25 protein-coding genes and 1 pseudogene are annotated in these 25,904 nt (G+C 48.9%); 11 read left to right on the top strand and 15 right to left on the bottom strand.

Annotated features, from left to right (window positions below; genetic code table 11):
- Positions 1-33: 33 nt before the first annotated feature.
- From HP399_RS08915 to HP399_RS08905, 3 genes are read right to left on the bottom strand one after another with little or no spacing between them, the layout of a single operon-like run.
- Positions 34-1,710, bottom strand: coding sequence for a peptide ABC transporter substrate-binding protein (locus tag HP399_RS08915; RefSeq protein ID WP_173618653.1), 1,677 nt, complete (start codon positions 1,708-1,710; stop codon positions 34-36).
- A gap of 3 nt (positions 1,711-1,713) precedes the next feature.
- Positions 1,714-1,887, bottom strand: a complete 174-nt coding sequence (locus HP399_RS08910; protein ID WP_007722836.1) for a hypothetical protein — start codon at positions 1,885-1,887, stop codon at positions 1,714-1,716.
- Positions 1,847-3,175 (bottom strand): ATP-binding protein, encoded by a 1,329-nt coding sequence (locus HP399_RS08905; RefSeq protein ID WP_173618654.1) that lies wholly within the window; start codon positions 3,173-3,175, stop codon positions 1,847-1,849. Before HP399_RS08905 ends, HP399_RS08910 begins: the two co-directional genes overlap by 41 nt.
- Before the next feature lie 182 nt (positions 3,176-3,357).
- Between HP399_RS08905 and HP399_RS08900 the strand changes: the two genes are divergently transcribed.
- Together HP399_RS08900 and HP399_RS08895 are read left to right on the top strand one after the other, a co-directional pair.
- Positions 3,358-5,850, top strand: a complete 2,493-nt coding sequence (locus HP399_RS08900) for a U32 family peptidase (protein WP_173618655.1) — start codon at positions 3,358-3,360, stop codon at positions 5,848-5,850.
- A gap of 31 nt (positions 5,851-5,881) precedes the next feature.
- A complete protein-coding gene (locus HP399_RS08895; RefSeq protein WP_007722824.1) occupies positions 5,882-6,112 on the top strand; it encodes a DUF1128 domain-containing protein in 231 nt (76 codons plus the stop codon).
- A gap of 65 nt (positions 6,113-6,177) precedes the next feature.
- Here the strand turns inward: HP399_RS08895 and HP399_RS08890 are convergent, their stop codons facing one another.
- From HP399_RS08890 to fabF, 3 genes are all read right to left on the bottom strand, one after another.
- Positions 6,178-7,251: a DUF4179 domain-containing protein gene (locus tag HP399_RS08890; protein ID WP_173618656.1), complete on the bottom strand. Its 1,074-nt coding sequence runs from the start codon at positions 7,249-7,251 to the stop codon at positions 6,178-6,180.
- Positions 7,226-7,774, bottom strand: coding sequence for a sigma-70 family RNA polymerase sigma factor (locus HP399_RS08885; RefSeq protein ID WP_173618657.1), 549 nt, complete (start codon positions 7,772-7,774; stop codon positions 7,226-7,228). Before HP399_RS08885 ends, HP399_RS08890 begins: the two co-directional genes overlap by 26 nt.
- Before the next feature lie 125 nt (positions 7,775-7,899).
- On the bottom strand, positions 7,900-9,132 hold the full coding sequence (gene fabF / locus HP399_RS08880; protein ID WP_173618658.1) for a beta-ketoacyl-ACP synthase II: 1,233 nt from the start codon (positions 9,130-9,132) through the stop codon (positions 7,900-7,902).
- A 135-nt stretch (positions 9,133-9,267) separates the two neighbouring features.
- On the opposite strand from fabF, the gene HP399_RS08875 reads away from it, so the two are divergent.
- The 3 genes and pseudogenes from HP399_RS08875 to HP399_RS08865 all read left to right on the top strand — a co-directional run.
- Entirely contained in the window at positions 9,268-10,131 is an 864-nt protein-coding gene (locus tag HP399_RS08875) for a helix-turn-helix transcriptional regulator (protein WP_173618659.1), read from the top strand.
- A gap of 272 nt (positions 10,132-10,403) precedes the next feature.
- Entirely contained in the window at positions 10,404-10,949 is a 546-nt protein-coding gene (locus HP399_RS08870) for a GNAT family N-acetyltransferase (RefSeq protein WP_173618660.1), read from the top strand.
- Positions 10,950-11,140: 191 nt separating this feature from the next.
- Positions 11,141-11,281: pseudogene (locus HP399_RS08865) on the top strand (IS4 family transposase); the annotation flags it as partial.
- Between the two features lie 65 nt (positions 11,282-11,346).
- Here the strand turns inward: HP399_RS08865 and cimA are convergent.
- The 7 genes from cimA to HP399_RS08830 all read right to left on the bottom strand — a co-directional run bounded on the left by cimA (position 11,347) and on the right by HP399_RS08830 (position 18,927).
- The gene (cimA, locus tag HP399_RS08860; protein ID WP_173618661.1) at positions 11,347-12,969 is read right to left on the bottom strand and encodes a citramalate synthase; all 1,623 of its coding nucleotides are present in this window, start codon (positions 12,967-12,969) and stop codon (positions 11,347-11,349) included.
- Positions 12,970-13,087: 118 nt separating this feature from the next.
- Positions 13,088-13,927 carry an alpha/beta hydrolase gene (locus tag HP399_RS08855; RefSeq protein WP_173618662.1) on the bottom strand — a complete coding sequence of 280 codons (840 nt, stop codon included), beginning with the start codon at positions 13,925-13,927 and terminating at the stop codon, positions 13,088-13,090.
- 102 nt (positions 13,928-14,029) lie between these two features.
- Entirely contained in the window at positions 14,030-15,121 is a 1,092-nt protein-coding gene (locus tag HP399_RS08850) for a YheC/YheD family endospore coat-associated protein (RefSeq protein WP_173618663.1), read from the bottom strand.
- 117 nt (positions 15,122-15,238) lie between these two features.
- Positions 15,239-16,432 (bottom strand): M20 metallopeptidase family protein, encoded by a 1,194-nt coding sequence (locus HP399_RS08845; RefSeq protein WP_173618664.1) that lies wholly within the window; start codon positions 16,430-16,432, stop codon positions 15,239-15,241.
- Positions 16,433-16,506: 74 nt separating this feature from the next.
- The gene (locus HP399_RS08840) at positions 16,507-17,505 is read right to left on the bottom strand and encodes a histidinol phosphate phosphatase domain-containing protein (RefSeq protein ID WP_173618665.1); all 999 of its coding nucleotides are present in this window, start codon (positions 17,503-17,505) and stop codon (positions 16,507-16,509) included.
- Positions 17,506-17,659: 154 nt separating this feature from the next.
- Positions 17,660-18,136: a dihydrofolate reductase gene (locus HP399_RS08835; protein ID WP_173618666.1), complete on the bottom strand. Its 477-nt coding sequence runs from the start codon at positions 18,134-18,136 to the stop codon at positions 17,660-17,662.
- The gene (locus tag HP399_RS08830) at positions 18,133-18,927 is read right to left on the bottom strand and encodes a thymidylate synthase (RefSeq protein WP_173618667.1); all 795 of its coding nucleotides are present in this window, start codon (positions 18,925-18,927) and stop codon (positions 18,133-18,135) included. Before HP399_RS08830 ends, HP399_RS08835 begins: the two co-directional genes overlap by 4 nt.
- A 106-nt stretch (positions 18,928-19,033) precedes the next feature.
- On the opposite strand from HP399_RS08830, the gene HP399_RS08825 reads away from it, so the two are divergent.
- Both HP399_RS08825 and HP399_RS08820 read left to right on the top strand, forming a co-directional pair.
- Entirely contained in the window at positions 19,034-20,473 is a 1,440-nt protein-coding gene (locus HP399_RS08825; protein ID WP_173618668.1) for a MocR-like pyridoxine biosynthesis transcription factor PdxR, read from the top strand.
- A gap of 117 nt (positions 20,474-20,590) precedes the next feature.
- A complete protein-coding gene (locus HP399_RS08820) occupies positions 20,591-20,791 on the top strand; it encodes a hypothetical protein (RefSeq protein WP_047071580.1) in 201 nt (66 codons plus the stop codon).
- Positions 20,792-20,910: 119 nt separating this feature from the next.
- On the opposite strand, the gene HP399_RS08815 is transcribed toward HP399_RS08820, so the two are convergent.
- Positions 20,911-21,117 carry a cold-shock protein gene (locus tag HP399_RS08815; protein WP_048034192.1) on the bottom strand — a complete coding sequence of 69 codons (207 nt, stop codon included), beginning with the start codon at positions 21,115-21,117 and terminating at the stop codon, positions 20,911-20,913.
- Positions 21,118-21,241: 124 nt separating this feature from the next.
- On the opposite strand from HP399_RS08815, the gene HP399_RS08810 reads away from it, so the two are divergent.
- The 3 genes from HP399_RS08810 (at position 21,242) to HP399_RS08800 (ending at position 23,758) form a co-directional block, all read left to right on the top strand.
- Positions 21,242-21,721, top strand: coding sequence for an outer membrane protein assembly factor BamD (locus HP399_RS08810; protein ID WP_173618669.1), 480 nt, complete (start codon positions 21,242-21,244; stop codon positions 21,719-21,721).
- Between the two features lie 186 nt (positions 21,722-21,907).
- A complete protein-coding gene (gene putP / locus HP399_RS08805) occupies positions 21,908-23,371 on the top strand; it encodes a sodium/proline symporter PutP (RefSeq protein ID WP_173618670.1) in 1,464 nt (487 codons plus the stop codon).
- Positions 23,372-23,512: 141 nt separating this feature from the next.
- Complete coding sequence (locus tag HP399_RS08800; protein WP_173618671.1) at positions 23,513-23,758, top strand: DUF3951 domain-containing protein; 246 nt, start codon at positions 23,513-23,515, stop codon at positions 23,756-23,758.
- Here the strand turns inward: HP399_RS08800 and HP399_RS08795 are convergent.
- The gene (locus HP399_RS08795; protein ID WP_173618672.1) at positions 23,753-25,174 is read right to left on the bottom strand and encodes a MocR-like pyridoxine biosynthesis transcription factor PdxR; all 1,422 of its coding nucleotides are present in this window, start codon (positions 25,172-25,174) and stop codon (positions 23,753-23,755) included. The two genes, HP399_RS08800 and HP399_RS08795, sit on opposite strands and share 6 nt — an antisense overlap.
- A 114-nt stretch (positions 25,175-25,288) precedes the next feature.
- On the opposite strand from HP399_RS08795, the gene HP399_RS08790 reads away from it, so the two are divergent.
- Positions 25,289-25,858, top strand: coding sequence for a GNAT family N-acetyltransferase (locus HP399_RS08790; RefSeq protein ID WP_173618673.1), 570 nt, complete (start codon positions 25,289-25,291; stop codon positions 25,856-25,858).
- Positions 25,859-25,904: the final 46 nt, after the last annotated feature.

The raw sequence follows: 25,904 nt of genomic DNA, 5'->3' as shown, positions 1-25,904 counted from the left end.
CTGACCAGCCCTTCGAATGTGACTACTTATGATTTATTCGAAATACGCCCATTTGTACTGCGCGTATCCCAAACCTGAAATGACTACGCCTTTCAACTTGGGGTTCTGCGCATACACCGTAGACTTAAAGTAAAACGGAATGACTGGCATTTCGTCCACCAAGATTTTCTCAGCCTCTTGCAAAATCGCTTTTCGTTTGGCAGCATCCTTCTCCTTGGCAGAAGCCGCCAATAGATCGGCATATTGACGATTCTCCCAACGAGTATGGTTGTTGCCTTCCTTCGTTCGGAATATTTCCAGGAAGTTGATCGGATCGTTGAAATCCCCCGTCCACCCCATCCGTGCTACTTGGTACTTCCCGTTTTTCACGTTTTCATAGTAGACATTCCATTCCTGATTCTCCAGCTTGACGTGCACACCCAAGTTTTTTTGCCACATATCCTGTACAGCTTGCGCGATTTTGGTCTGTGCTTCCTCCGTATTATAGGACAGTGTAATCGGCGGGAGTTGTTCGACGCTGGCGTACCCTTCTTCCTTCATGCCTTCCGCCAACAGCTGCTTGGCTTTTTCTATGTCGTTGTCTGTAAACAAGCCTTGCTCGTTCTCAGCAAACATCGTAGGCGGCACCACGGCTGTCGCAACCAATTCCCCTCCCTGCGTGATGTTCTCCACGATGTCTTTCCGGTTGATCGCGTATGAAAAGGCTTGGCGAATTTTTTTGTTGTGGAAAGGCTTCTGCTCTGTGTTGAATTCATACCAATACGTACCGGCTTTTGGCGTGATCACCAGCAATCCTTTTTCCTTCAAGGTCGGCATCGCGTCGAGCGGAAGATTGCCAGTCGGAGCACCTGCCCAATCGAGATCGCCGCCCTCCAGCATCGACAGCTCTGTATTCGCGTCATTGATCATATTCATTTCGATTTTGGTCAGCTTGACAGCGTCGGCGTCCCAATAATGCTCGTTTTTCGCAAGCGTCAGCTTGGTTTTATGCTCCCACGTAGCGAGTTTGAACGGTCCATTCGAGGTGTAGGCTGGTCCTGCTTCCTTCGCCCAGTCCGGATTGTCTTTCACCACTTTGGTATTCAGCGGAAAGTAGCTGTAAAAAGCCGTCAGCTCCAGAAAAAACGGCGTCGGGTTTTCCAGTTGGACGACCAGTGTCTTGTCATCTGTTGCCTTGACCCCGATTTCTTCGGGCTTCGCTTTGCCAGCAAAGGCCGCCTCTGCATTTTTTACATAAAACAACTGATAGGCATACTGGGAACCGTTTTTGGAATCGAGTGCCCATTTCCAGGCGTTTTCAAAATCGTGCGCGGTTACCGGATCGCCGTTCGACCACTTCGCATTGTCGCGAATCGTGAAGGTGTACGTCAACAAATCATCTGATGCCTTGATTTCCTGGGCCATGGCGGGCTGTGGAACGCCCTTGTCGTCAATGCGTGTCAGCCCCTCAAACGTCTGAAAAATAACATTGGATGACCAAACATCCGAAATGAGTCCGGGATGAAGAGAAAGCGGTTCTGTAAAGTTATTCAATCTGAGTACTTGTTCGGGTTGCTCAGATGCATTAGCTGGTGTAGCTTCTGTCGTTGGTTGTGTGGTAGGCTTTGCGGCTTCCTGTGGTTGTCCGCATGCAGCAAGCGCTAAAGCCAAGCCTGCTGCGAAAATAGCTTTTCCTGTTTTTTTCCACCATCGGTTTGCGGAACGTCGCATGATTTATTCCCCTTCGTTCGGGAGCCTTCGCTGTTCTTCTCGCTGCTGCCATTCTTTCAGCTCGCTTTTGATTTGATAGAGCTCTGCACGTGTTTCGAGCTTGAACGCTTTTAATTCGCTTCTGATTACTGCCAACTCATGAAAGAGTCGCTCCCACACCTCTTGGTCTTTGTCCATGTTCGCCTCCTTTTTCGGTCGTATACACAGCAGGCAGTTGAATCGTCACCTGCGTTCCGTGCCCGTGTTCACTTTGAAAGTAAATCGTCCCTTGCATCGCCTCGATGATCCGGCAGGTTACCATCAATCCGAGACCTGTCCCTTTTTCCTTTGTAGAATAAAAAGGCAGCCCAATCTGTTCAATCTGCTCTGGCGTCATCCCCTCTCCCTCATCCTTGATGGAAATCACATGATAGTTTCCGGCTGCTTGTACGGTGACGTGCAGTACGCCACCTAGTTCCATCGATTCGATACCGTTTTTCATCAGATTCATCAACGCTTGCTTGAGCTTAACGGCGTTGCAATCAACGAATAGGCCCGGCTCGGTCTCACAGGCGATTTCCACTCGGTTCATGACGCTGTAAGAGGACATGATGGCGGTCACTTCTTTCACGGTATGCGCAATCTCCAGTCGCTCTAGCGTCTCAGAATGAGGCTTGGCCAGATTTAAATAGTCGGAAATGATAAATTCAGCCCGATCAAGTTCATTTAAGACCAATCGGATGTATTCAATGTTTTTCGGATTCGTCTCCTCACGCAACAATTGGACAAAGCCTCGTACCACCGTGAGTGGATTACGCACTTCATGGGCGACACTGGCTGCCAGCTCGCTGATCAGGTTCAGCTTTTCCGAACGTTCGACTTGCTTGCGGATAATATGAGATTCTCGAATAAACTCGATGAAATAAACAGCCGCACCTTGTACGATCAAACTGAGGTAGCCGATTTCCACTAGCGGCTCCAAATAATTGTTAATGATGGACAACGGGAACCCTCTCCAGATCAAAACAACCATCCCTCCACCGAAGATGGATAGCTGCTTCAAGCATCCGATCAAGAGGACGACCCCTAGTTTTTTTCGTAAAGAGTAGCCATACCAACGATTGACCAACAAAAACGGTATGATCGCATAGACCATGGTTCCAAGAATCGTTATGAGAACGCCATCGCCACCCAGAACGATCCTTACGACAAACATCACCAAAATCGTCAAAATGCCCGGGATATATCCCGCATATAAAATGGTAATAATGATCGGTATCGAGCGTAAATCGTACGCCATACCATTACTGAGTTGTACTGGAAAGCTCATGGCAAAAATGACACTGATCGAGCTACAAACGATAACCATTGATGACTTGACACTTATCTTGTTCGAGGTTGATCGCCCCAGCCAAACATTTCTATACAGCAAAACAGGGACGATAACGAACAGTAATTGCAGCAAAATGTCTTTGATGATTAACATATATCGGTTCCCCTGGCTCTTAGAATATTTCGATTTTTCTTACAGAATACCATCACTAGGTGTCTTTCTGGAAGGCACATTTTCAACATCTGGCAGAAAGGATGTTTTTGTTGCGGTGACCAGCACATTTCCCTATGATGAAGAAGAGCTTGTTTGAAGACCTTGGAGGTAATGACATACACATGCGAAATGGTATAAAACGTGAAGATATCGAGCTGTTGGCTCCTGCTGGTAACTGGGACTGTTTGAAGGCAGCCGTGGCCAACGGAGCCAATGCCATCTTTTTTGGGGTAGAAAAGTTCAACGCGCGTGCTCGTGCTGAGAACTTTCAAATGGCGGAACTGCCTGAGATTATGGCTTATTTGCACATGTACGGGGTAAAGGGCTTCCTTACCTTTAATATTCTCGTATTTGAAAATGAACTAGAGGATGCACGCGAGCTGATTGACGCCTGTATTCACGCTGGAGTAGACGCTGTGATCGTACAAGACCTCGGTCTTGTAAAGATGATCCGTGAGATTTCTCCAGACTTCCCGATTCACGGCTCTACACAAATGACGATTACTTCGCCAGAAGCGGTGGAGTTCACGAAGCCGTTTGATATGGAACGCGTCGTACTCGGTCGTGAAAATTCATTAAAAGAGATCAAAAAAATCGGAGAAAAAGCAAAGCTGCCGATGGAAGTATTCGTCCACGGTGCCTTGTGCGTTTCTTATTCCGGACAATGTCTGACCTCGGAAATGTGGGGTGGACGCTCGGCAAACCGCGGGGAGTGTGCCCAAGCCTGTCGTTTGCCGTATGACCTGATGGTAGACGGTGTGCAAAAGGAAATGGGGAATATCGCTTACGTGCTATCCCCGAAGGACTTGGCTGCTATCGATTTGGTTCCTGAGCTGATCGAGGCTGGCGTGACTTCCTTTAAAATTGAAGGCCGCCTGAAAACACCTGAGTATGTTGCAAACGTCGTGAGCAAATACAATGCCGCCATCGAGCGTTATTTTGCCGGACAAGATACGGGACCATCCGAGGTAGAAGTACGTGAGCTGCAACAAAGCTTCTCTCGCGGGTTTACACACGGATTTTTGACCGGGACAAACAACAAGCAGCTCGTAGATGGATCGTTCCCGAAAAGCCGCGGTGTGTTTTTGGGAACTGTGAAAAAACTGCTTCCTACAGGCGTTTTGGTAGAAATCACTGCTCCTGTCAAACGCGGAGACGGAATCGTGTTCGACGCGGGTGACCCCACACAAAAAGAAGAAGGCGGTCGCATTTACGATATTTTGATCCGCAGTAAAAAAGTAGAAGGCGAAGTTTCCAAAGGCCTGTACGAAATCGTCATGGGACGCAATGACGTGAATCTGAAGCGTCTTCACGTCGGTGACCGCGTATGGAAGACGAGCGATCCTGAGCTGGATCGTCGCCTGCGCAAAACGTTCGAGACGGAAAAGCCTTATCGCACCTTCCCGCTGTCCGTTCACGTAAGCGGCAAGCTGGGTGAAAAGCTCAGCGTCACTTGGGTGGATAAACAGGCGAATCACGCTGTCAGTGTTCCTTCTGAGGTACTACTGGAGACTGCTTTGAAGCGTCCTCTGACGGCTGAGTTGCTGCACGATCAACTAAGCCGTCTGGGCGGAACCATTTTCCACCTGGAAGCTCACGATCTGACTGTCGATCTCGAAGGGGATCTCATCGTACCTGTCAGTGAATTGAACCGCATGCGTCGTGACGCAGTAGAACAGCTCGTGTTCCTGCGTTCCAAGCCGCCGATTTACCACCATCACGATATCAATGTATACGCGGACGTACCAACGAGAAAACCAGTGGAAAAGCCGCTCCTGACAGCACTGTGCCGCTCGCTTGAGCAATTGGAGGCAGCCGCGCAAACAGATGTGGACTTCCTCTACGCTGACTTTGAATTCGTCAAGCAGTATCCAGAGGGTGTTAAGCTGGCCCATAAGTACGGGAAAAAGATCGGGATTGCTACGATGCGCATTCATATGCCGGATGAAAACGGTGTCCTTGCCCTGATCGCGAAAAGCAAGCCAGACGCTATTCTGGTGCGCAATACGGGAGCACTCTATTACTACTTGTCCCGTCGTGGTGAAATCGACATTCCACTGATTGGCGATTTCTCCTTGAATGTCGCGAACCACAAGGCAGTTGAGCTGTTCCTTGCATCAGGTCTTGAGCTCGTCACGCCATCGTACGATCTGAACATCCAGCAGATGGTCGATCTGCTCAGCCGCTCGAATGCTGCGAACATGGAGCTGGTTATCCACCAGCACATGCCGATGTTCCACACCGAGCACTGCGTATACTGCACATTCATGAGTGAAGGTACTGATCATACAAACTGTGGAACTCCATGTGAGACCTCCCGCATTTCCTTGAAAGACCGCGTCGGTTTCTCTCACCCTATACGTGTCGATACCGGTTGCCGCAATACCGTTTATAACGCGATTGATCAGTCCGGTGCTGAGTACTTGAGTGAGTTCCGCTCTCTAAATGTCGGCAGCTACCGCATCGAGTTTTTGGAAGAAGAGCCAGAGCGCGTGAAAGAGGTAATCAGTCTGTATCGCAAGGCATTGCGCGGAGAAGTTAGCGGTACACACGTATGGCGTACTCTGAAGGCTACCAACCAGTTGGGCGTCACACGTGGGCAACTGACGAAATAAATACCAGCTTTGTCGAGAGGAGAGAGAAAGTATGGCTGACCTGAATCAACCTACTGTAGAAAACCTGGCCGTTATCATTGAGGGCATCAAAGCAAAGCTGAACATGGCGAATACAGCGGTGATGCGCCCGGAGGATTTCGATCTCGTTCATTACGAGGATTTGCTGTACCTGTACAACATGGTGCAGAAAAAAGCAGCGTTTGGCATCAATGAAATGACCGCCATCGTTGAAGAGCTGGGTGCAATGAGAAAACAATCCTAGTTTTTGCCCTGATCAAGTAAAAAAGCGTCGCTCCAGTACGTGGAGGGACGCTTTTTTATGTGGTTTTATTTTTGTAAGGAAATTGTAAACGTATTGAACTTGATGTTCTTTCCATGCTTTTGTATCGTCTCGATTGCCGATTGGATCAGGGTTTCTTTCCCTTTACCATCGATTTCGACACCGCCACCGTTCGTAGGCAATGACATATATGGCGTGATCGTTAATTCTTTTACATCCGCTGTCACCGGGTCAAAACGTCTTGTACCCGTGAGATACTCTTTGCCGTCGGACTTTTTACCTTGGCTGCCGCCTGAATACGCTCCCAGCTCGTTCCCTTTTTCATCAACCACATTGAATTCCAAATAGCTCGATAAATACCCAATTTCCTCGGTTACTGCCTGGAAGCTCACAACCAACCCTGCTGGACCCATTGTGACATCCGAAACGGTCAGGTCAATGCCTCCAGCTTGTTGCTGGTGATTAATCGGAATGCGTTTCGTATCTGTACGTTCACTGATTGGTAGGGAGAAGCTCCACTTCTTACCGTCCTCCCCCTGAAAGCTCAACCCTAGCTTGAACTCTTGAGGCAAGCCATTAATTGCGTCGATATCGACAATTCCGGTCGCAAGCGTCGGAGTGATTTGTGTTTGCTTGCTGCTTCCTGCGTATCCAAACGCTTCCCCGTTCACTGTCAAATCTGGTGAGGAGCCTAAATAATGCTCTCCGACTGCTTCCTTCGTTTCTAATGTGTACCCAATCGTAAAGCGTGTCCCATCATAGTAGACTTCATTGACGGTAATCGCATTGCCACCCACGTCCTGCGACTCGCCGATGACAGTCGTTAAGCCTTTTTCACTCGCTTGCTTCAATCCGCTGTCACCGTAAGTAGCGAATATCGATCCGATCAAAGGCACCTTGGAGACGAGGTTCGCCATAGCGGGTGAGACAGTCGCTGAACTAAACAAGATACCTACAGCAACGACTGCAGCCCCTGTGCTATACACCAGCTTCCTTTTGTTTAGGCGTTTTCTTTGTGGCGATGCTTCTCGAACCGTTTTGGTTATAATGTCGTCCAGCTTCTCTGTAGGGACCGGAATGCGATCTACTTGCTCTTTATAGGCATGAATTTTTTCTCTCATGGAAATACTCCCCTTTCAGCTTCTTCCTTAATAGAGTTAGACCTCTGTGTATGTTCGTTTTCACGGTGCCTTCCGGGCAATCTAGCAAGGCAGCGATTTGCTTTACAGAATAGTCTTTATAAAATCGCAGCAAGAGAACCGTTACATACTTTTCTTCGAGCTCTTCCATTGCTTCCAAAAGGTCTATTCGTTCTTCCAGCCTTACACCTTCTGTATCTCGCATATTTTCGATCATGTCTTTACTCAGCGAAATCACCTTTCGCTTTTTAGCCAAATAGGCAATCGCCGTGTTAATCAAAATTCGCGTCAGCCATGTCGTAAAATATTGATCGTCCTTTACCGTTGAAATGGAGATCAAAGCCTTATAGACCGTTTCCTGAAAAACCTCCAGCGCATCCTCTTCGTTGCGCGTGTAGACGAAAGCCATCTTGTACAGATTTGCTTTTTCCTGGTGCATGAGCATTTGGAATGCCTCTGAATCACCGGTCTTGGCGCGTGCAACGAGACCAAGCTTTTTGTTCAATCTTCTCCCCTCCTTTTCTCCCCAGTTAGAGAAATCAGGACTGTAAAACGTTTCACATTTTTTACCGAAATGAAAAAAGCCTGCTCTCATAGTCTACCGGAGACTACGGAAACAGACTCTATTCGTTACACTTTTTTCAACACGATGACTGCATTATGACCGCCAAAGCCAAAGGAATTGGACATGCCGATGTCGAGCGCGGCTTTGCGTGCTGTATTTGGCACATAGTCCAGATCGCAGTTCGGGTCTTGCTCCTCCTGATTGATCGTCGGGGGAATGATTCCTTCTTGTAGGCTCTTAATCAGGGCGATCGCCTCCGCCCCCCCAGCTGCACCAAACATATGACCCGTCATCGATTTGTTGGCGGTGATCGGTACACGGTACGCATGCTCGCCAAACAGCTTTTTGATTGCCAGTGTCTCGGAACGGTCTCCGATTTCTGTGCTGGTCGCGTGCGCACTGATAACATCCACGTCTGTCGTTTGCACCCCTGCTTCCTGGAGGGCCCATTTCATCGCACGGTAGGGACCGATTCCTTCTGGATGTGTCGCTACCATATGATAGGCGTCAGAGCTTGCCCCATAGCCAATCACCTCGGCATACATCCGGGCGTTTCTTTTCTTGGCGTGTGATTCTGATTCCAATATCACAATGCCGGCACCTTCTGCCATGACGAACCCATCCCGCTGGGCATCAAAAGGCCGACTCGCTCCTGCTGGATCATCATTTCTCGTTGACAATGCCGTCGCATTGCTAAAGCTAGCGAGAGAGATGTCCGTCACTGCTGCCTCAGACCCTCCTGCGATGACGACATCCGCTCCACCCGTTCGAATGAGTCGGAAAGCCTCTCCGATAGACGTATTCCCAATCGAGCAAGCCGTAACAGGGGACATTGTCGGCCCGTACAGACCGTACTTAATGCTGATCATCGCTGCTGCCATATTGGAGATGAGCATGGGAACCAGCGTCGGGCTAATCCGCTCAGGACCTCGCTCACGTAGGACATCATGCTGCTCAAGCAGTGTCGCTACCCCACCAATGCCAGAGCCTACATATACCCCGATTCGCTCGCGGTCCAACTCGTCCAACCGAAGCTCTGCATCCTCTAGTGCTTCTTCTACAGCAGCAAGGGCAAACTGGCAAAAGCGATCCATTCGCCGCGCTTCTTTGCGCCCAAAACGCTCCACCGGATCAAAATCTCGCACCAAACCTGCGATTTTCGTTTTATTGCGTGCTGTATCAAAAGTATCAATAGGCGAGATACCAGACTTCCCTTGCACGAGACTGTTCCAAAACTGATTCACTGTATTCCCTATCGGGGAGATCACTCCCATACCTGTGACAACGACTTTTTCCATGAATAGCCTCCAATTCGAGTGCCTTATGGAAATCATCTTGTCACATGCGTTATCCTATTACAAGTTGTTGTTTGTCCTAGTATAATGAGTACTAGTCTAACAAACTTAACCAGTTGAGGAGATGGAGAGTGTACCATGAATCAGCAAACGCGTTTGCAGGCACTGTCTACTTTTTTAAAAGCGCAGCGCGCCAAAATCCTGCCACAATCGGTCGGGCTGGCTCCTGGGACGCGCAGAAGAACCCCCGGACTACGAAGAGAAGAAGTTGCTCAGCTCGCGGGGGTTAGCTCCACCTGGTATACATGGCTGGAACAGGGCCGCGACATCAAGGTCTCTCCTTCTGTTCTAGATGCGGTAGCGAGAGCCTTGCAGCTTACCGTCGATGAGCGCAAATATTTGTATGCGCTGGCACTGGAGACAGGCACTGGAGTCGGGCAAAACGTGCAAAAAGATGAACCGCCGAAGATCAATCCTGCCCTGAAACGAATCTTAAAAGAGTTGCGCTCGTGTCCAACCATCATTTCAGATCGACGCAGTCATATTGTGGGCTGGAACGAGGCAGCCGCACATGTCTTTCTCGATTTTGAACAAATCCCTTATGAAGAGCGCAATTTGATCCGCCTGGTGTTTACACGAAAGGAATTACGACGGCTGGCCGTCAACTGGGAGCATTTCGTCAGCGGCTTTCTTGCGATTTTTCGCGCCAATTACGGTCAGTATGTAGAGGACGAGTGGTACGAGCAGTTTTTAAGCGAAATGCGGCAGGTTCATCCCGACTTTCACGACCTTTGGGAGCAGAGCCGTGTCAGCTCAGCCCCGGAGGTTTTACTGGAATTCCGTCATGCAAAGGCAGGGAAAATGCTCTTTCATCTGACCTCGCTGCAAGTCTCCGGGAGCGCAGATTTGCGGTGTAGCATTTACACGCCTGACCCAAATTCTGCCACGGAAACGAAGCTGCGGCAGCTGATTGATCGTCCGGTTTCTTCTGCACAACCGTGACCGAAGGTTTTTCTGGTTTGGGTTAACATGGTGGATTGACTGTCCGTCTCCACTTCCAATAGGGGACCGTCGAGCCAAAGCCACCCTACGGGCGGTAGTTTCTCAGGGAAGGGGTACCACCACATGCCCATCAACCTAAAAAATCAAAATCCCCCCATAACGAAAATTCTATCCATTGTTGACTACTGATAATGTGACATTATGTTAACTTGAAATGAATACATTTCATTAACCATGATAAAATTGTAGTAAAAGGATATCGGAGGGGTTTTATGAAACTAGTAGGAGAACAAATATATCTTCGACTTTACAAGATTTCTGACGCCAGCGAGTTAGCTAAATTACATACTAGAAATCGCGATTTTTTTCAACGAGTTTGCCCATTACTCCCAGAAGCCTTTTATACAGAAGAACATCAAAAAATACGCATTGAACAGGTATTAAAAAAGACAGATGAAGGGCAAGTATATGCTTTTGGAATCTTTTTAAAAGCAACTGATAAACTTATCGGAGACATTTCATTAACTCAAATTGCTAGGGGAAACTTCCAAAGCTGTTATACGGGATTTACTTTAGATAAGGAGTATAATTCAAAGGGCTATACAACAGAAGCTCTTCAACTTGTTGTAGACTTTGCTTTTAGAGAATTAAAACTACATAGAATTGAAGCAGGAGCTATGCCTGACAATTTAGCATCTATTCGTGTATTAGAAAAAGTAGGGTTTAAAAAAGAAGGTATAGCGAAAGAAAATATAAAGATTAATGGCAAATGGACAGATCATCAAATATTAGCGATCATCAACAGCTTAGATGTATAAAGGTAACAGAAATAATTATTAAACGGCTATATGAGGCACCGCTCCAACGCTATAAAGCTAAGGTTTTGCACTATCCATAAAGTAAAGAAGGCGTTATCCTTTCTGTAGAATTATTCGAAAGGATGGCGTTTCTTTATGAACCTTCGATTCTTGATGAACCTTAGCTGATTGCTGAAGAATTACAACGACATATGTCTCCTCATGTTCTAGAACACCTAACCACAGAAAAAGGATTCGTTCAGCGAAAGAGTAACTATCAAGCACAGGAGTTAGTTGCTTTATCTGTATGGCTTAGTCAACAGGTCGCAAGTACATCACTCACACAATGGTGCTTTCTAAAACTTGTACACCAAAGGAAAACCAGCCCGACGGCATCTGCCCGGGCTGGTTCACTTTGTTAATGATTCACAATCCCTACGCGCGTCCCGGAGGAAGCAAGGCTTCCGACTTCCTCGCAGCCTTCTTTCCACAGCAAGTAACGGATACTGTCTGCCAGCGCTTCCCAGCTTGCTTCGATGACGTTGGTGGAGACGCCGACTGTGCTCCACTTTTCGCCGTTGCTCGAGGATTCGATCAGGACGCGTACTTTTGCGGCAGTCGCGCCGTTTTCGTCCAAGACACGCACCTTGTAATCCTCCAGCTGCATTTTTGCAATGCACGGGTAGTAGCTTTCCAACGCTTTTCGCATCGCATTGTCCAGCGCATTCACCGGACCATTGCCATCAGCAGCCGTATGGACAGATTCCCCGTTTACACGCAGCTTCACAGTCGCCTCCGACGTGATCGATTGGACGGCTGCCTTTTCCAGCATGATCTTGAAGGAGTCTAGATTGAACAGGTTTTTCAGCTTACCGGAGGCTTCCAACAGCATCAGCGTGAGCGAAGCCTCTGCTCCCTCATATTGATAGCCTTGGAATTCGCGCTCTTTGATGTGTGTAATGATTTCTCTCGCCTTTTCGCGATCCAACGAAAGATCGATCTCCAGCTCTTCCATTTTGGCGAGCAAATTGCTTTGGCCAGCGAGCTCAGAAACGAGTACGCGACGTTTGTTGCCGATGTTTTCCGGCTCGATGTGCTCGTACGTTTTCGGATCGCGCATAACGGCGCTTACGTGAATACCACCCTTGTGAGCAAAAGCACTGTACCCGACAAACGGCTGGTTGTTCGGCATCGTCATGTTGGCAATTTCCGCTACATAGCGAGACAGCTGGGTCAGCTCCTGCAATTGATCAGTGCTCACACAGTGATGGCCGAGCTTGAGCTGCAAATTCGGAACCACTGAGATCAGGTTGACGTTCCCACAGCGCTCACCGATGCCATTAATGGTTCCTTGTACTTGCTGTGCGCCCGCCTGAATCGCAGCTAGTGCATTGGCAACTGCCACTCCGCTGTCATTATGCGGATGAATGCCTACAGGCGTCCGCAGATGGCCCACAGTCGTTTTGACAATATCATAGACTTCATGCGGCAGTGTCCCGCCATTTGTATCACAGAGAACGATCCAGTCAGCTCCTGCTTCTTCTGCCGCTTCCAGCACTCGCAATGCGTAGCGCGGATTTGCCTTGTACCCATCGAAGAAATGCTCTGCCAAAAAGAGAGTCGTCAGTCCGTTTTCTTTTAAAAATGCGACCGAATCAGCGACCATGCGCACGTTTTCTTCCAATGTCGTCTTGAGAGCATCCGTCACGTGCAAGTCCCAGGATTTCCCGAAGATCGCCGCTGCCGAGGCTCCGCTTAAGATCAACGCTTGCAGATTGTCATCATCGGCAGCAGCTACATTCGGTCTACAGGTACTGCCAAAAGCCGTTACCTTTGCGTGCTGCAGCGAAATCTCCCGGATACGCTCAAAAAAAGCCATGTCCTTTGGATTGCTGCCCGGCCAACCGCCTTCAATAAAATCAATACCAAACTGGTCCAGCCGCAGTGCGATCTTTATCTTGTCTTCTACCGACAGGCTGATCCCCTCTCCCTGCGTACCATCTCGCAGGGTCGTATCATACAGATACACCTTGCTATTCATGTTTCTTCTCCACCTGTTCTGTTATTTTTCTGAATAATCACATCATTCTAACCGTTAGACGATTCCCAGTATACCACAGCCCAAATGGAAAGAAAACGCAGGAAAATAGAGGTTTTTTCTATGTCCGTGGGGTGCGGACAAATGCGACGGTTTGCTTGATCGCTGCTTCCAATGGAGCCGATGTACCCGCAAACGGATGACGCGTGTTAAATGTATGATCTCCGCCTTCTATCCAGTGCAACTCGCTGTTTTTGGCAGCCTGATGAATTCTTTTTGCACCCTCTACCAGACGGACATAATCTTTTTCACCTGTGATGATGCACAGTGGTTGCTCCATCGCAGAAACAAGTTCCAAAATATTGTATTTTTGGAGATTGTTATCCACATCCTCGATCACAACTCTCGTGATTGGCATATCTTGACCAGTCCGCGCATTCGCTATGTATCCAACGCCTGTCTCTTCTATTTGTTGGCGCAGCTTCTCGTCGAACAAATCGACATGAGCAATTCCGTTCCAAGTCACAATCCCTGCCACATGCAGGTTGTTCGCTCCGAATAGAATCGCGTCACCGCCGCCCTTGCTGTGTCCCAATACGTACAGCTTCGTTTTGTCCACATAATCAGGTACAGGAAGCTCGCCTGACAAAATCCGTTCCGTCAACGCTTGCAAATCAGCCAGTTCACGCGCATACGTATTGCGCCCGAATTTCTCCAGCTCGTCGAACTCCGTCAAGCTCTCCCCTACACCATTGCAGCTAAAATTAAAGCGAATCGTGGTAATGCCTTGCTTGGCCAGCTCATCGGCTATATAGGGAAAACTTCCCCAATCCTTGAAGCCTTTAAAACCATGGCAAAACAGCAGCAGTGGCTGTGCTGTACCTGCCGCTTCCTCCGTATGAATGTCTCCTCGCAGTGTCAACTCCTCGTCGAGTGCGATGGAAAAGGATTGTTTTTGCATGTGCGTTTCACCTCTTGTGCATTTTTTTATTATTATGCCGTGTCCCCCTCTGAAAAGAAACGGAAATACCCAAAAAAGAGACCTTCCTCTATGGAAGATCCCTCATTCGGTCAGATTGCTCTTATTAACGAGATACAACGCGTACTCCAACGGCCGTCGAACCGCCATCTTATATCGCTGGTGCTGACGCAACTGCTTGAAAATTTCTCTGCCTGGCTTCGGATTGATTTCGATAATCCAAACATTCCCGTGAATATCAATCCCCAGATCAAAGCCAAACTCCATCATCAGGCCGAAATGCTCTTCAATGCGTGTGACAGTCTTGATCGCGAGCTCCTTGCATTCCAGCACAATCCGCTCTGCCATTTCCTGACCAAATCGTTGGACCAAAAAGGAAACCGCAGGCAAAGCGGTTCCTCCCCCATGCAAATTCGAGGTGGACGATTGTATCGGCCCAACGCGAATGCCCATCCCGGTCAAACACCACTGACCCTTCCCGTCCTTTTGCACAAGCATGCGAGCATCTACTGTTCGCTTGGGAACCAATGACAACCGTAGCCCCTGTTGAAGAAAAAACTGCTCGTTTCCGCTCTTCTCATTCTTCATCCAATGCTCCAGCCGCTCGCACACCTCTGTGAGCGTCGCCAGTTTTTCGCAGCTTTTGGCTTGCTTCTTGGTCCTGCCATGCAAAAGGTAGCGACCTGCTCGTTTCTCCACACGCAGTATGCTTCTGCCACCTGTGCCGTTTGTCGGCTTGAAGTAAACCAGACGATGATCGGCAAGCATCGCATCAAGCGTTTTTCTGTCGTAGGGGAGTGTTTCGGGAAGCCAGCGCTGTAGCTCAGGATCTTGTATCAAAATCTGATGAACGGCATATTTGTTCGAGAAGCGGTTATTCGCATAACGAAACAAGTCTTGCTTGCGAAATGGCAAATAGGCACGATGCTTGGGCAATGGATAGTAGCGATAACGGTCGATGACAATATCGGGCCAGGCAAAACGCTCTCGTCTCCACTTCGTGCCATCTGGTACAAAACCGTTGATCCGCTTTTCTGCAAACTGGACATCTTGTGGGCTAAACAAAAAAACCTCTGCCCCCAATTCTCTCCCTTCCTCAACCAGCCTTCGTAAAAAGCCGGGCTCGACAAAGCCTGATTCTCCTCGGTAGGTCAGTACGCCTATCCGTTTTCTCACCGAAAGGCCACTCCCTCCCTTATTCAATTTTCTAGCTAGCCTCGTATAGCTTATGGTTGAAAGCAAAAAAAGCGCCTTTGTCCTATGTAGGCAAAAGCGCATCTTTCATGAATTTTCTTATTGTTGATGTATTTCCAAATAGTGCAGGGCTGTTCGTCCCAAGAGCTCGCCTGCGATTAACATGGCATCCTCGTCGATATCAAAACGTGGATGATGATGGGGATATGTCGCCAGTTTTTCTGGATTGCCTGCTCCTACGAACAAGTAAGCGCCGGGCACCTTTTCCAAGTAGTACGAAAAGTCCTCGCCACCCATCAACGGCTTCATCGATTCCACGCGACCAACTCCGAATGCAGCAATGGCTGCTTCCTGTGCGATCGTTGCTTCTTTTTCATGGTTAATGACGGCTGGATACCCTCGATCGTAGACAACTGTAGCGCTGCCTCCCATCATGGCAGCTGTCCCCTCCGCAATTTCTGTCAGGCGCTGCTCCGCACGATCGCGGACGTCTGGCAAAAAGGTGCGGACAGTCCCTGTCAAACGACAGCTATCTGCGATGATGTTCGTACTGTCTCCGCCGTGGAACGTCCCCACGGTCACGACCACACTTTCTAACGGGCTGACGTTGCGGCTGGCAATCGTTTGGAGATGACCGACGATTTGTGAACCGATCACAATGGAGTCGACGGTTTCTTCTGGAACAGCACCGTGTCCCCCTTTTCCTTTGATCTCGATGGAAAAGTCGTCCGTATTCGCCATCAGGGGACCTGCGCTAATGTATACCTTCCCCACAGGGAACATCGACCAGAGATGAACGCCAAAGATCGCATCGACGCCATCTACTGCACCATCCTGAACCATTTGGGTAGCTCCGCCCGGATTTTCCTCTTCCGCATGCTGAAAGACAAAGCGAATTTCACCGGCAAACTGCTCACGATGTGCTGCCAAAACAGAAGCGAGTCCTAATAGCTGGGAAGTGTGCGCATCATGACCACACGCATGCATGACGCCAGGGACGGTAGATTTATACGGCACTTCTTTTTGATCTTGAATCGGCAGTGCGTCAAAATCCGCACGCAACGCGACGACCTTACCCGGGCGCCCTCCGCGCAAAACGCCGATGACTCCTCTACCGCCCACGCCTGTGCGAACCTCATCAAAGTGAAGTCCTCTTAATATTTCGGCAATGAGGGCTGGGGTCTTCTCCTCTTGAAAGGAAAGCTCGGGATGCTGGTGTAGATGACGCCTCCAGCTAATGATTTGCGGCTCCATCTCTTTGAGTAGCTCTTTTAATTGTTCCTGCAAGGCCATGGTTCTTACTCCTCCCCCTGAATGCCCATTCTTCTCCCATCATAGCAGAATCATGGACCAAATGGGGAGCTTGACTAATCCAGAGTGAGCATGCTGCGTATTCGCTTCTCAAAGACCGCAAAGCTCGTATAGCCTACCCGTTTCAACTGGGCTCGAGCCTCGTCCAACTGCTGACCGACTTGATCAGGGGCAGTAGCGCTAGACGCCAAAGTGATGGGCACCTCATTCTGGAACAAAATTTCCAAAAAACGATAGCTGGGCGAAAATTCCCGGAGCTGACTCGCCAGACCGTAGCCTGTATTGATTTCTGTCGCAATCCCGCTACGTCCAAGAGCGCGGGCCACACGCTGATAATACGGCAATAGAGCAGTTTCATCCGGTCGCACACCAAACGCTTTGATGCCATCGATATGGGCAATGACATCGAATAATTGCGATTCGATCGCCTGCTCCAGCTTATCAAAATAAAGGCTGTACAATCCGATTAGCTCCTGTCTTCCAAAGCGTTCTCGTGCATCGTGGATCGGATAGCCCCAACCTTCCAGAAAATGCACGGCCCCTATGCACACATCCCAAGGATATTGATTGATGACATGCCGCAGCGTCTCTTCTCCACCTGAAAAATAATCCAGTTCAATCCCCACACGCAGCTCAATCCCATCCTCCGCCCAACGAAGCCGCTCTTTTTGCAGGAAAACAACAAAGCTGTCCAGTGAGTCATTTGCGACCTGACTCAGCCATTTGCGCTGCGCGGTCCCCAAGCGATCAGAGCCGATGTGCACATGCTGTTCGTAGTACGACCGATAGTCTAGAAAACGGTATAAGTGCTCGACCACGCAAACTTGCTGAATCCCCGCCTGTTTGGCACGTAATCGATACAATTCCAGCCAATCTCGTGAATACGGGCCTTGTTGAAGGCGTTCTGCCAACCCATTGGTCAGCATACTTGCCCATTTTCGGCTCCCCTTCACTTCGGCATGCTCCACGAGGGGGCGCAATGATTCCGCTTGCTTGAGCAACCAGTCCAGCGAATACGGCCCTTCCTCCAGATGGACGTGAAAGTCTACCTTCATCCCGATCACCTCCTTGGGTTCGTCCCTGCTGTTTTCTATCGTTTATATGCATGTGGTTCCATACATATGTCGAGTATTCACATGACGAGCGACCTAGCAAAAGAGGTGAAAAAAGAACAAAAAAAATGCCTCAGCAACGAGGCATTTTCCACAATCAGCTATTTTTTCGCTCATACACGTAAAACGCATGCGGATAAACGTTCTTCTCATCCACGATACCCTCACGCTTGTCCACCAAAGTGTACGCATCACGATCCCATGCTGGGAAAAACGTATCGCCCTCTGTTTCCAAATCGATCTCCGTAATGTACAGACGATCCACGACATCGAGGAACTGACGATAAATTTCCGAGCCACCAAAGATGATGACATCACCCATTGCGAGCACTTCGTCCTTCGTATGGACGACATCTACACCTTCAGGGTGAAAATCCTGACTGCGTGTCAGGACGACATTTCTGCGGTTAGGCAGCGGCTTGCCGATCGATTCAAACGTTTTGCGTCCCATCACGATCGTTTTGCCTGTCGTTAATTCCTTCACATTTTTCAAGTCGGCAGGAAGGTGCCACGGCATGTCGCCATCTTTTCCGATGACTTGGTTACGGGCATAGGCAACAATCAGGCTGATCATACGGCCACCTCGCCTTTGATGTGCGGGTGTGATTCGTAGCCGACGATTTCAATATCTTCGTATTTGAAGTCAAAAATCGAAGTCACTTCTGGATTAAGCACGAGCTTCGGCAGTGGTTTCGGCTCGCGAGTGAGCTGCAGCTTGACCTGCTCGATATGGTTGAGATACAGATGAGCATCACCGATCGTATGAACAAAATCGCCCACTTCAAGTCCGGTGACATGCGCCACCATATGCGTCAGCAAAGCGTAGGAAGCGATATTAAACGGCACACCCAAAAACGTGTCGCCACTGCGCTGATACAGCTGGCAGGATAACTTGCCATTCGCTACGTAAAACTGGAACAACAGGTGACAAGGCGGCAATGCCATCTTGTCCAATTCAGCCGGATTCCACGCGCTAACGATCAAGCGGCGAGAGTCCGGATTGCGTTTGATCTCATCAATGACCCATTGAATCTGGTCCACTGTTTTGCCGTCGCGTCCAGTAAAGGAGCGCCATTGGCTTCCGTATACCGGGCCCAAATCTCCGTTTTCGTCGGCCCATTCGTTCCAGATCCGCACGCCGTTTTCCTGCAAGTAGCGGACATTGGTATCGCCCGATAAAAACCAGAGCAATTCGTGGATGATCGATTTCATATGCAGCTTTTTCGTCGTGACCATTGGAAAACCTTCACTCAGGTCAAAACGCATCTGATGCCCAAAAACACTGGTCGTTCCGGTGCCTGTCCGATCCTCTTTTGTGGCACCCTCATCTAAAATGCGCTGGCACAAATCCAGGTATTGTTTCATCGTCCATCTCTCCTTCCATCTCATCTATTTTACCTGACCCAGACAAAAATGAAAGATCGGAATGTCATGATATAATAAATGGATAAATGTAGAAAGCGGGATTCGTATGGATGGCATATCTTCTGTGGCTACAAAGCCCTTATATAAACAAATAGCAGAGCAAATCGAGCAAAGAATCAGCAGTGGTGAATTCGGTCCTGGTAGCTATTTGCCCTCGGAGCGCACGCTGGCCAAAGAACTGAACGTCAACCGTTCTACTGTCGTCGCTGCATACGATGAGCTGCAAGCAGCAGGTATGATCGAGCGCATACAAGGAAGTGGCACCATCGTCAGCCAAGATATTTGGGGACTGGCACGGACCCGCGTTCCGAACTGGCGTCATTTGACGGAGTCAGGGTCGTTTCGTCCGAATTTACCGTTGATTCGCAAAATCCGCCGTGAAACACAGGAAAATGAGTTGATCGATTTGGCGAGTGGCGAGCTCTCGATCGATCTCATCCCCAATCAATCACTTCAGCAGCTCATGACCCCTGATGACTTCCCGGCTCATCTCGGCTATGAGCATCCGCAGGGCAATTGGGCTTTGCGAGAGACATTGAGTCTCCATATGAAAACATGGCGAAGCATCGCAGCACCTGCTACCTCGATCCTGATCACATCTGGCGCGCAGCAGGCTCTTCATCTCGTCGTTCAATGTCTGTTAAAGCCAGGGGATGCGGTTGCCATTGAGGAGCCGTCTTACTGTTATTCCTTGCCGCTTTTTCATTCCGCTGGCTTGCGTACGTTCTCGCTGCCTGTCGACCGGGACGGAATCGACCCGAAGCACTTGGCCCAGCTGCACCGACAGCACCGCATCAAAATGGTTTTTCTCAATCCGAATTATCAAAACCCGACAGGGACACTGCTTTCATTGGAGCGGCGCCAGGAATTGCTCGCGTTCTCCTATGAAAACGGGATTCCGATCATCGAGGATGATCCATACAGCTTGACCAGTTTTTCGAGAGAGCCCGTCCCAACCTTAAAATCGCTGGATCAACACGGAACAGTACTCTACATCAGCTCTTTGACCAAAATTGTCGCCTCAGGTCTGCGGATCGGCTGGATCGTCGGGCCCCCTACTGTCATGGAAAGACTGGCAGATGCGAAACAGCAGTTTGATTTTGGACACAGCATTTTTCCGCAATGGCTAGCGAATCGCTTTCTCGGATCGCCTCAGTTTGCGAGTCATATCGATCTTTTGCGAACAGAGCTGTCCTTACGGCACGATCAGCTTGTTTCTTCTCTTCAAGACAAGTTCGGTGATCAAGTAGAAATGGTCGGTTCAGAAGGAGGCATTCACCTGTGGTGTAAATTCAAAGGGGAATGGAGCGGCGAAACGCTTCTCACAGAATCAGTCAAACAGGGAGTTGTCTTCGTTCCAGGACATCTTTTCGGGGCAGAGCAAGGATATGTACGCTTCACCTTTGGCAGAGCTACCCTCGATCAGATCCCTGAGGCAGTTGCGCGCTTAGCGGATGCATTCATGGCAAGTGGATGGGCAAAATAATCCCCAAGTGGATGGCAACATTTTTGTGCGGTCGGTATATGATCGAAGTAAGCTACCGTATGCATCCTCGTGTATATCCAGCAGGATGACTGTGCCATACAGAAAGGACTGGCTGTTATGAGTATTTTGCCTTTCATTATTGCTATTATTGTACTTGTTCTTATAGGTCTCGTCGTTACGATAAAAATCGGAATTAACCCATCCGAATCTAAAGTGCGGGACTTTAAACAACGTTCCCGCAATCTGTTGATCATTTACGGCATCATTACAATCGCTCTGGTCATAGCTTTGTCAGTCTTTCTCTACAACAACCTTTGATCACAATCCCGAAAGCTACGTGACATAAATAAGACGCCGTCTGCCTTGTACAGGTATGACGGCGTTTTTGAAATCGAAGGAATTCCTTCGTCATGTGTTTTTAGAAGATGATACCTCTTTTACACGATTTTCTTCGCTACATTGGCTGCTTGCAGTCCCCGCTGTCCATTCACAATCTCAAAAACCACCTGCTCGCCTTCCTCCAAATTCCGGTAACCTGACCCCGTGATCGCAGAATAGTGTACGAATACATCAGGTCCTCCATCGCGCTCAATAAACCCATAGCCCTTTTCTTTGCTGAACCATTTTACTTTCCCTTGAATCATTGTGTTTCCTCCCTGTAATCAATGCAGCTCTTACGCTTACCTCATCATATGCGGATGCGAAGTCAGTGGATATACGGTAAAATAAATAAAGTATGAATCGTCACGCCAGAAAGGAGTGAATCACATGAAAAAAGCATTGATTATTGCATGCGCGCTGCTGCTCTCTGCCTGCTCGGAAATATCCGAAGGGGTCCAAACCGCTCAGCAAGCAGTAGAAACAGGTCAACAAGCGATTGAGACAGGCAAACAGGCTGTCGAAGCGGGCCAACAAGTTCTGGAAGCCGGCAAGCAACTGGCGGAGTCTGAAGTCGCCAAACAGCTGCAAGCATACCTCCAACAAAAATACGAATCCTCTGAAGCATTGCGTAATGCCATGTTCAGTGGAGATGGTCAGTTGCTCGTAGAAGAATTGCAAAAGACCGAGCTAGCGAACTTCAGCTTTTACAAATCTGACATGTTTGGTGTTGAATATACAGGCACGCTCTCTGCCGATGGTACTTTCAAAGTGCTCAAGCACGATTTGAACAACCAAGGTGCGGAGCCTACTGTCGTAAAGGAATTCAAAGTAACACTCGACGGAAACGGTCAGGTTCAAGTTCAGTAATTTGGAAAATGTTTCAAGAAAAGCCTGCGATCAATTATCGCGGGCTTTTTCGTGTTATTAAAAAACTTTTTATTGAGGCTCTACAAAATTTTCTGTGTTTCCTTATAGATTTTTATAATTGGGCATGATAACGTGTAAGATGTTCATATAAAATTCATAAATACTAAACACAACGAGGTGATGCCCATGAATATGCTACTCGCATCTATTATTGTGTACATGGCAGGTATGCTCTTGATCGGCTATTATGCCTACAAGCGTACCTCTAATCTGACAGACTACATGCTCGGCGGTCGGTCGCTCGGTCCAACTGTAACCGCTCTCAGTGCAGGTGCATCCGACATGAGTGGCTGGTTAATGATGGGGCTGCCAGGTGCCATGTTTGCCCAAGGTCTTAGCGCATCCTGGATTGCCATCGGTCTGACTCTCGGAGCTTATGCCAACTGGCTGTATGTCGCTCCCCGCCTTCGTTCGTATACGGAGGTTGCCAACAACTCGATTACGATTCCCGCTTTTTTGGAAAATCGTTTCGGGGACGGGTCTCGGATGCTTCGTCTTGTCTCGGCACTTGTTATTATGATCTTTTTTACTTTTTACGTCTCTTCCGGTCTCGTTTCTGGAGGCGTGTTGTTTGAAAACACCTTCCACCTGAGCTATCAAACCGGACTATGGATTGTCGGATTGGTCACCATTGCTTACACATTGTTTGGCGGCTTCCTCGCTGTAAGCTGGACGGACGCTGTACAAGGACTCATTATGGTCATCGCGCTCATTCTCGTTCCGCTCGTGACCGTTCTTACAGCAGGTGGATTGGGAGAAACGTTTACGGAGATCCACGCTGTCGATCCCTCTTTGCTCGATATTTTTAAAGGGACGAGCCTGCTCGGTATCATTTCCTTGTTTGCATGGGGGCTCGGTTATTTCGGACAACCGCACATTATCGTTCGCTTTATGGCGATCACGTCCACGAGTGAGATCAAAAAAGCACGCAGCATCGGTATGGGCTGGATGATTTTCTCCGTCGCTGGCGCCATGCTGACAGGTCTGGTCGGTATCGCCCTGTACTCCAAGCAAGGCTGGACGTTGAGCGATCCTGAGACGATCTTCATACAGTTGGGTACGATCCTGTTCCATCCACTCATTACCGGCTTTTTGCTGGCGGCGATTTTGGCAGCGATCATGAGTACGATTTCCTCTCAGCTGCTCGTCACTTCCAGCTCCTTGACCGAGGATATTTACAAAACCTTTTTCAAGCGTTCTGCCACTGACAAAGAGCTGGTCACGATTGGCCGCTTGTCCGTATTGCTTGTATCTGTCGTCGCCTTTTTGCTCGCCTTGAATAAAAATGACACGATCCTCGATCTCGTCGGATATGCGTGGGCCGGGTTCGGTGCTTCATTTGGGCCTGTCATTCTGCTCTCCCTCTATTGGAAGCGCATGAACAAATGGGGTGCTCTCGCGGGAATGGTCGCTGGCGCGCTTACCGTTATCATCTGGACTCGTTTTGATGTGCTGAAGGACTTCCTTTATGAGATGGTTCCCGGCTTTGCCATTAGCCTGCTCGCCATCGTGGTTGTCAGCCATTTGACCAGCAAGCCTTCGAATGAGGTAACCGCTCAGTTTGATGAGTACCAAAAAAGCATGAAATAATCCTTGCCGATAAAAGCCAAGCAGCCTATGCGCTGGACAACTTCCCTGTCCCGTGCCATAGGCTGCTTTTTTCTGTTGAAACTATTTGAGACCCTCATCGTAAATCATCCATAACCTCACAAAAAGGAGGGACAAAAACTGATGATGATGATGTCCGGCTTGATTATTGGTGTATCCCTTTTGATTTTTGGCATGCTCGGGATGGCTTGCTACCGCTTTTTTGTCCAAAAGAAACCAGTCGAGCATTACTACACCCCGCTAGATCGCGTATTTGGGCAAACGCCAGTTGAATTTCATGAACAAAAGATCGAAAAGAAAGAATCAGAGGAAGAAGAAGGTGATGACAAGAATAAGAACGAGAAGATCCGGCAAAAGCGCAGATCATAACGAAAACCAAGCTTCTGCCAAACGACTGATTCCTACCGCAATGTCTTGTTCCTCCACTCCACCAAATCCAACGATGATGCGCGGCCGTGCATTCGTCGGATCATTGGCCCAGTTATGGCCGCTCGGATAAACGCGAACATCAGCCGCACGCGCCAGCTCGATCAGCTCTTTCTCCGTTCGGGAAGTATCTACCTCCAGCAAAATATGCAGCCCTGCTGACTGTCCCAATACTCGGACTTCCTGGGGCATGTAGGTCTGTATCGCCCGAAGCAATGCATCATGCTTGCGGTGATAGACGGTGCGCATTTTTCGGACATGCTTTTCCCAGTAACCCTTTTGCATGAACAACTGCATGCTCCGTTGCAAATGGCGGGAAACCGGAGAAGGATACGCCTGGAATGCTTCCAAATATCGCCCGAGCAATTGCCTCGGAAGTACCATGTAATCCAAGCGAAGTGCTGGAGAAAATGCTTTGGAAAAATTGCCGATATAAACCACACATCCGTCCCGATCCATTCCTTGCAGAGATGGCGTAGGGTGTACATTGTAGCGGAATTCGCCATCGTAATCATTTTCGATGATGATTCCGTTCTTTCTCTTTGCCCATTGCAGCAATTGTTGACGCTGACCGATTGGCATGACCATCCCATACGGAAATTGATGGGCAGGCGTCGTGTACACGACCGTTGCGTTGCTTTTCTCCAAGGCTTCTATGGACAGCCCATCTTCCCCAAGCGGGATTGACACGACCTCATAACCGTGATGGGAAAAGACGATCCGTGCATCTGCATAGCCAGGCTCCTCGATTGCAACCACACGATGCCGATCTGCCAAGAGCAGACATAAAAAGCTGAGAGCCTGCTGTAATCCGGTACCGATGATGATTTGCTCAGGCCGACAAATGAGCGTACGTGCTCTGCGCAAATATTTACTGAGCTCCTCTCTCAGCTCCCACTCTCCTTGATTATCCCCGTAAAAAGAAAAGTCCTCCGGATAGACATCCAGCGCTTCCAGCATGCAAGAGCGCCATGTAGCGTAAGGAAACGACTTCGTATCGATGACAGAGCCGTGAAAGTTGTAGCGACAGGTGAGATGCTCCCCTTTTTTCTTTTTCAAGATGGACGAGTACAAGGCACTCTCCTCATCCTGATCCACTGGCTCTGACCATCTCTCGATCTCAGCAGCAAAAAAGCCGCTCCGCTCCCGGCTCACGATGTAGCCTTCTGCGAGCAGTTGCTGATAGGCTGCCTCAATCGTATTTTTTCCGACTCCGCTTGCCTTCATCAACTGACGGATCGACGGCATCTTGGTTCCGGACGGTATCTCGCCTGATGCAATCCGTTTGCTCAATTGCTTGTATAGCTGCTGATACAGAGGTTCTTTGCTCTGTGCATCCATAATCGGCATGTACTCCATCAGCCGCCCTCCAATCTGTTCCCATCTATCTCTCTCAAACTGTCACTGTATATAGGAGCAGTTCTCTTTTACAATGATTGTACCAGATTCACCCACACGAAAGGAGAACAAGTCATGCGTATTCATTTGCAAGGAGAAAAGGTCATTTTGCGAGATATTCGAGCAGATGATATGGATACGATCTACTATTGGAAATACGAAGCAGAAGATCGTGAACATCTCAATTGGAATGGCCCCTATAAACCTCTTGATCCGTACACAAAAGAAGAATATCGTGCTCTCCCACGCTACCAGGAGTCTCTCGCTCTCGTCGGGACAGATGCACCAAGAACCGAGCTGATGATTGAGATTGACGGCGAGTTAATAGGTAGTGTCGGTCGCTACTGGGTATCCGAGGAGACGAACTGGTGCGAAATCGGAATCGTCATTTACGACTCCCGCTACTGGCAGAATGGCTATGGCCGGGAAGCGTTTCGCATGTGGATCGACTACTTGTTCACCCACATGGATACGGTCCGTTTAGGCATTGGTACGTGGTCCGGCAACGAACGGATGATCAAGCTGGCAGCTCACATGGGAATGGTGGAAGAAGCGCGGGTACGCAAAGCAAGGATTGTTCGCGGCGAATATTACGATGCGATTAAGATGGGGATTTTGCGAGAGGAATGGGAGAATCGGAAATGAAAAAGGGCAATCCCTGGTCTAAACAAGACGTAGGGACTGCCCTTTT

The organism is Brevibacillus sp. DP1.3A (assembly GCF_013284245.2).
In the GTDB taxonomy this organism is placed as follows: Bacteria; Bacillota; Bacilli; order Brevibacillales; family Brevibacillaceae; genus Brevibacillus.
Note: the sequence above shows the minus strand (reverse complement) of the source record. Positions and strands in the feature narration are given on the sequence as shown.